Annotated in this window: 6 protein-coding genes; 4 read left to right on the top strand and 2 right to left on the bottom strand. The window is 69.1% G+C overall.

Features of this window, described 5'->3' with window-relative positions; genetic code table 11:
- Positions 1-94: 94 nt before the first annotated feature.
- The gene (locus FPZ12_RS45165) at positions 95-760 is read right to left on the bottom strand and encodes a FadR/GntR family transcriptional regulator (RefSeq protein WP_144762203.1); all 666 of its coding nucleotides are present in this window, start codon (positions 758-760) and stop codon (positions 95-97) included.
- Positions 761-860: 100 nt separating this feature from the next.
- Here FPZ12_RS45165 and FPZ12_RS45170 point away from each other — a divergent pair, with 100 nt between their 5' ends.
- The gene (locus FPZ12_RS45170) at positions 861-2,264 is read left to right on the top strand and encodes a sialate:H+ symport family MFS transporter (RefSeq protein WP_144762200.1); all 1,404 of its coding nucleotides are present in this window, start codon (positions 861-863) and stop codon (positions 2,262-2,264) included.
- A 4-nt stretch (positions 2,265-2,268) separates the two neighbouring features.
- Here FPZ12_RS45170 and FPZ12_RS45175 read toward each other — a convergent pair whose 3' ends face one another.
- Positions 2,269-3,045, bottom strand: a complete 777-nt coding sequence (locus tag FPZ12_RS45175; protein WP_208026241.1) for a rhomboid family intramembrane serine protease — start codon at positions 3,043-3,045, stop codon at positions 2,269-2,271.
- 52 nt (positions 3,046-3,097) lie between these two features.
- Between FPZ12_RS45175 and FPZ12_RS45180 the strand changes: the two genes are divergently transcribed.
- The 3 genes from FPZ12_RS45180 to FPZ12_RS45190 all read left to right on the top strand — a co-directional run bounded on the left by FPZ12_RS45180 (position 3,098) and on the right by FPZ12_RS45190 (position 5,788).
- Positions 3,098-4,165, top strand: a complete 1,068-nt coding sequence (locus FPZ12_RS45180) for a hypothetical protein (RefSeq protein ID WP_144762196.1) — start codon at positions 3,098-3,100, stop codon at positions 4,163-4,165.
- Positions 4,166-4,197: 32 nt separating this feature from the next.
- Positions 4,198-5,139 (top strand): ribose-phosphate diphosphokinase, encoded by a 942-nt coding sequence (locus FPZ12_RS45185; protein WP_144762193.1) that lies wholly within the window; start codon positions 4,198-4,200, stop codon positions 5,137-5,139.
- Positions 5,140-5,215: 76 nt separating this feature from the next.
- Positions 5,216-5,788, top strand: a complete 573-nt coding sequence (locus tag FPZ12_RS45190) for a dihydrofolate reductase family protein (protein WP_144762190.1) — start codon at positions 5,216-5,218, stop codon at positions 5,786-5,788.
- Positions 5,789-5,958 lie beyond the last annotated feature (170 nt).

The following is a 5,958-nucleotide window of genomic DNA, read 5'->3' on the forward strand; positions in this document are numbered from 1 at the left end:
CCCGAGCCCCAAGCGCATCCCCGACCGAACCCGAGCCAGTCTCGCCAAGCCCCTCCGCGATCCCGGCCGAACCCTCGCCCAGCCCGAAAAAACCTCAGCGGGTCGCGATGCGGTAGCGGATCTCGTCGAAGTGGAGGCTCACGGCCTCGGCGATCCGGGCATCCTCGCCGGAGGAGATGGCCTCCACGATCTTGCTGTGCTTGCCCACCAACGATTCCGGGGTCGACGTGCGCGCCCCGATGAGCGACTCGGTCTGCCGGTACACCTCCCAGAACAGCCGGATCAGCTCCAGCGCCAGGTCGTTGCCCGCGGCGACACAAATACGCTCGTGGAAACGGCGGTCCGCGGCCACGGCTGTCGCGGGGTCGGCCATCTGCGCCACGCACTCCCGCAGATCCCCGAGCAACTCGCCGTCGGCGATGACCTTCTTCGTCAGCTCCGTCTCCAGGATCTGCCGCACTTCGAGCAGCTCACTCAACCCGCGCAGGTTGTCCCGCGAATGCGCCCGTGTCCGGAACAACAGCGACGGGCTCAACGCGGTCATGCTCGCATTGCCGACGAACGTGCCGTAACCGTGCCGGATCTCGACGATGCCGAGAGCCTGCAGGGTCCGCAGCGCCTCCCGCACCGAGTTCCGCGCCGCGTCGAACTCCTCCATCAGGCGCGGCTCGGGCGGCAGCGGATCGCCGGCGCGCAGCTTGCGCCGGTCGATCAGCTCGATGATGTTGTCGACCAGTTCCTGGCTGCGTGTCGTCCGCACTCTTGCCCCCACTTCGACGTCTGAGCTAGCGTACCGCGATATCATACGACGTCCAACGTCCTACGAGTAACCTTGAGGTTCTCGACGAAGAGAGTAAGCAATGAACAGCACCTCCCCGCGTGTTCCGTGGTATCGCCAACTCGGTCCGGGACAGTGGAAAGCCTTCAGCGCCGCCTGGCTCGGGTATCTGCTCGACGGCTTCGATTTCGTGATCATCACGCTGGTGCTGACCGAGATCCGGACCGAGTTCCATCTTTCCCTGGCGGGCGCCGCCACGCTCGTATCGGCGGCGTTCGTGTCGCGCTGGTTCGGCGGGCTCGCGCTCGGCGCGTTCGGTGACCGGTTCGGCCGCCGTCCGGCGATGATCCTCAGCATCGTCTGCTACGCGGTGGGCACCGCGCTGTGCGGTTTCGCCTGGGGCTACTGGGCGCTGTTCTTCTTCCGCGCCGTCGTCGGCGTCGGCATGGCCGGCGAGTACGGCTCGAGCAGCACCTACGTGATGGAGAGCTGGCCGAAGGCGCTCCGCAACCGTGCCAGCGGTTTCCTGCTGTCGGCTTACCCGATCGGCGGCATCCTCGCCGCCCGCGCCTACGACCTCGTCGTGCCGAGCCTCGGCTGGCGGTGGCTGTTCTGGATCGGCATCCTCCCGGTGCTGATCGCACTCTGGCTGCGCAAATCCCTGCCCGAAGCCAAGGACTGGACCGAGGAGGTGGCGAACTCGGGCAAGACCACCAGCGCCACCGCCCTGCTGGACAAGCGCTGGACGGCCGCCAACATCGTCATCGCCGTCGTAGTCGCGGTGAGCCTCGTGCTGATCTTCTCCGGCAACGCGGGCTCCTGGTATCCGCTGTACATCGTGTTGTGCGTACTGGGTTTCGTCGCCTTCGCCGTGCAGATCAGCGGGCGCTCGTGGCCGATGGCGGTCGGGCTGATGGCCACCGTGTTCTGCGCTTTCCTCTACTCGTGGCCGATCCAGTCCCTGCTGCCGACGTACCTCAAAACCGAGCTGCACTACAACGCCGGCCAGGTCGCGAACGCGCTCACCTGGGCGGGCCTCGGATACGCGCTCGGCTCCTGCCTGGCGGGGTTGCTCGGTGACCGGTTCGGCACCAGAGCCACGTACGTCGGCGGACTCGTCCTGTCGCTGGTGTTCGTGTTCCCCGCGTTCGCGCTCGGCTCGGGCTCGATCGTGCTGGTGTGGGTGCTGCTGTTCGCCTTGCAGGCCACCAGTTCCGGCATCTCCGGGCTGCTGCCCAAATACATCGGTGACCACTTCCCGGTGCGGCTCCGGGCCGCGAGCCTCGGCTTCACCTACAACGTCGGCGCGCTGGGCGGCGCCGTAGCCCCGCTCGCCGGGGCGCAGGTGGCCGCGCACATCGGCCTCGGCCCGGCATTGCTGTGGCTGGCAGTCGGCCTCACGGTGGTCACCGCACTGCTGGTCGGGTTCAACGTGCCGACCCGGCTCGCCCCCCGCTCCGAACGCAAGGAGACCACCACGGTCTGAACGTCTACTGTGGACGGTCGATACGTCGTCGTCCGCGCATCGTGAATCCGAGCAGCGCGCCGACGACGAACCCGATCACGTGCGCCGCGTAGGCCACCGAACCGGCCTGCGCGGTGCCGTACCCGGTGGCGTAGAAAGCCTGCAGCACGAACCACATCCCGAGCATCAGCCACGCCGGGACGCGCAGCGGCAGGAAGAACAGCACCGGGATCAGGCCCCACACCCGTGCCCGCGGGTAGATCACGAGGTACGCGCCGAGCACGCCGGCGATGGCGCCCGAAGCCCCGATCAGCGGCTGGTCCGAGGACGGGTCGGTGAGCGCGAAACCGTAGCCGGCCACGTACCCGCACACCAGGTAGAAGAGCAGGAACCGCACGCGGCCCAGCCTGTCCTCGATGTTGTTGCCGAAGATGGCCAGGAACAGCATGTTCCCGATCAGGTGCGTCCAGCTGCTGTGCAGGAACATCGCCGTGAACACGGAAAGCACGGGCGTCTTCGTGTAGCCCGGTGGCCCGAGGATGCAGCCCGCGCCTTGCTGCGTGACCACCCCGCGGCCGGTCGGCACGAGGCTGGGCACTGAATTGCTGAGCAGCTCCTTCGGCACGGCGCCCCAGCGTTCGACGAAGGCCTGCAGATCGCACAGCTGACCGAGCGTGGTGCTGCCGGCGAGGGTGTGCGCCGCGGCGGGCATCAGCAGGAACACCACCACGTTCGCCGCGACGAGGCCGTAGGTCAGCCATGGGGTGCGGCGGAGCGGATTCACGTCGTGGACCGGGATCACGCACTCAGAAATACCGCACCGCGGCCGGTTTCGCCTGTGGCAGAGTGGGTGGATGGCGCGGTGGCTGCTCGTCGCGGTGCTCGTATTGGCGGCCTGCTCGGCGCCGCCCCCGGAATGGGCCGAGCTTCCCCCGCCCGCGCCCGGCGCGCGAGTGCTCGCGATGGTGCCCGTCGACGGCGGGGTGCTGGTGCTGGGCTCCGTGCCGGGACCCGAGGGCCGCGCGCCGGCCGCGTGGATGACGGCGGACGGGCGTGGCTGGCGCCCGGTCGCGCTGGCGCCGCACAGCGCGTATGCGTTCCAGGCGGAGCTGGCTTCGGCGGGCGCGGCGAACGGGCAGGTGACCGTGCTGGGGCAGGCTTTCGGTGGCGCGCACGGGAATCCGCGGATGACGGTGTGGAGCGGGAGCACCGAGTCGCTGACCGAGTACCCGCAGCCGTTCGAGCTGTTCGGCGGCCCGCACGCGATAGCGGTGAACGCGGCCGCGGCGGGGCTGCTGGTCGGTCAGTGGGACGAGGTGAGCGGGCGGTACGGGGCGGCCGTATGGACCACTGCCGACGGACGGACGTGGCGGCGCCAGGCTGACGATCCGGCGCTCGCGTCGGCGCCGGGTGAGCAGACGAGCGCGGTGGGGGTGACGTCCGGCCCGTCCGGTTTCCTGGTGGCGGGCGGCAATCAGCGTGGTGCGGACCTGCTCCCGCTCGCCTGGGTTTCGCCGGACGGGCAGACCTGGCGGCGGCTGAGCGTGCCGGGCACGGGGTCCACGGCGCAACGTGCGGCCTGCGACGCGAACGGGTGCGTGTTGTTCGGCGCGAGCGCGGGAGCACGCCCGCAGGCGCTCTGCTGGCAGGTCGGCCTGGACGGTTCCGTGGCCGCGCCGCATCCGGGACCTGCTGGGTCCACAGTGGACGTAAAACAGGCTTCTCTTGGCGCGCAAGCGTTTGTGACGGTATCGGCGGATTCCGTGGCGAGGCTGTATTCGGTGAGCCGCGATTGCGCGAGCTGGACCGAACTGCCGTTGCCCGCGGTGGCACCGGAAGCGTACGTCGCGGCGGTGCCGGCCGGACTGCTGCTGGCGACCACCGCCGCGGACCGGTCCGGGCTGTGGTGGCGAAAGTCCTGAGCGAACGCGGTCCGGCGGGTACAGTGCGTTCCGTGCGCGAAATCGCCGTTTTCAGTGGAAGTGCCCATCCCGAGCTGGCCGCCGAAATCTGCGCGAACCTCGGGGTGGAGCTGCATCCCGTGCGGGTGCGGCGGTTCGCCAACGACTGCCTGGAAGTGCAGCTGGAGGCCAACTGCCGTGAGCGCGACGTCTTTTTGATCCAGCCGATCGTGGCGCCGACGCAGGAGAACCTGGTCGAACTGCTGCTGATGCTCGACGCGGCGCGCGGCGCTTCGGCGGCCAGGACGACGGTGGTGCTGCCGCATTACGCGTACGCCCGTTCGGACAAGAAGGACGCGCCGCGGATCTCGATCGGCGGGCGGCTGGTCGCGGACCTGCTGGTGACGGCGGGCGCGAACAGGGTGCTGGCGATGACGCTGCATTCCCCGCAGGTGCACGGGTTCTTCAGCGTCCCGGTGGATCATCTGCACGCGCTGCGGGAGCTGGCCGGGCATTTCCGCGGCTATGACCTCTCGCGCACCACGGTCGTCTCCCCCGATCTCGGCAATGCCAAACCGGCGGCGCATTTCGCGCGGCTGCTCGGTGTTCCGGTGGCGGCCGGGGCGAAGGAGCGGTTCGCGGACGACCGGGTGACGATCAGTTCGATCATCGGCGAGGTCGCGGGCCGCGACGTGATCGTGCTGGACGACGAGATCGCGCGCGGAAGCACGGTGCTGGAGGTGCTGGCGCGGTTGCGGGAGCTGGGTGTGCGCTCGATCCGGGTGGCGTGCACGCATGGCCTGTTCTCCGATGGGGCGCTGAAGCGCATCGCGGACGAGCCGGATGTGGCGGAGATCGTGTGTACCAACACGGTCCCGGTGCAGCCCGACGAGCCGGAGCCGAAGCTGACCGTGCTGTCGATCGCGCCCGCGCTCGCGGAGGCGATGCGCCGCATTCACAACGGCGAGTCCGTCAGCGCGCTGTTCGACGCCTGATCGGCCGCGGAGCCTGGTCCTCGCTCGCCGCGTCGGGCACCCTGTATCCGGGTAAACCCGACAAAGAGGAGGAACCATGCGCACGCTCATCTCGACGCCGTTCGTCTCGCTGGACGGGAAGCTCGATCCGACCGGGGGCGACCCGGAGCTGCACAGCACGCGGTGGACGTTCAAGACGGTCGAATTCCTGCCGGAGGCCTACGAGATCAAGGGCAGAGAGCAGGAGGAGGCGGGGGCTCTCCTGTTCGGCAGATCGAGCTATCAGTTGTTCGCGCCGGTGTGGCCGGGGATGGCGGATTTCGCGACGTACAAGGGAATGCCGAAGTATGTCGTCTCCACCACGCTCACCGAGGCCGATCTCGTGGACGACTGGGGCGAGAACACGATCCTCCGCTCGCTCGACGAGGTGGCCGAGCTCAAGAAGACCGAGGGAGGACCGATCCTGGTGCACGGCAGCGCCACGCTCACCGTCGCGCTTCAGGAGGCCGGCCTCATCGACCGCTACCACTTGCTCGTGTTCCCGGTGCTGCTCGGCGCGGGCAAACCTTTGTTCAGCGACGCCGATCTGCCAGCCACCCGCCTGAAGCTGATCGAGCACGAGGTCTACCCCAACGGCGTGCAGAAGCAGATCTACGACGTCCTACGTTGAACGAGGGTTGTTGGGTGGAGGGGCTGCTGAGCGGGGCTGCCGGTCGCGGGGGTTGCCGGTCGCGGGGGCTGCCGGTCGCGGGGGCTGCCGGTCGCGGGGATTGCCGGTCGCGGGGGCTGCCGGTCGCGGGGATTGCCGGTCGCGGGGGCTGCCGGTCGCGGGGATTGCCG

The organism is Amycolatopsis acidicola (assembly GCF_007713735.2).
In the GTDB taxonomy this organism is placed as follows: domain Bacteria; phylum Actinomycetota; class Actinomycetes; order Mycobacteriales; family Pseudonocardiaceae; genus Amycolatopsis_E; species Amycolatopsis_E acidicola.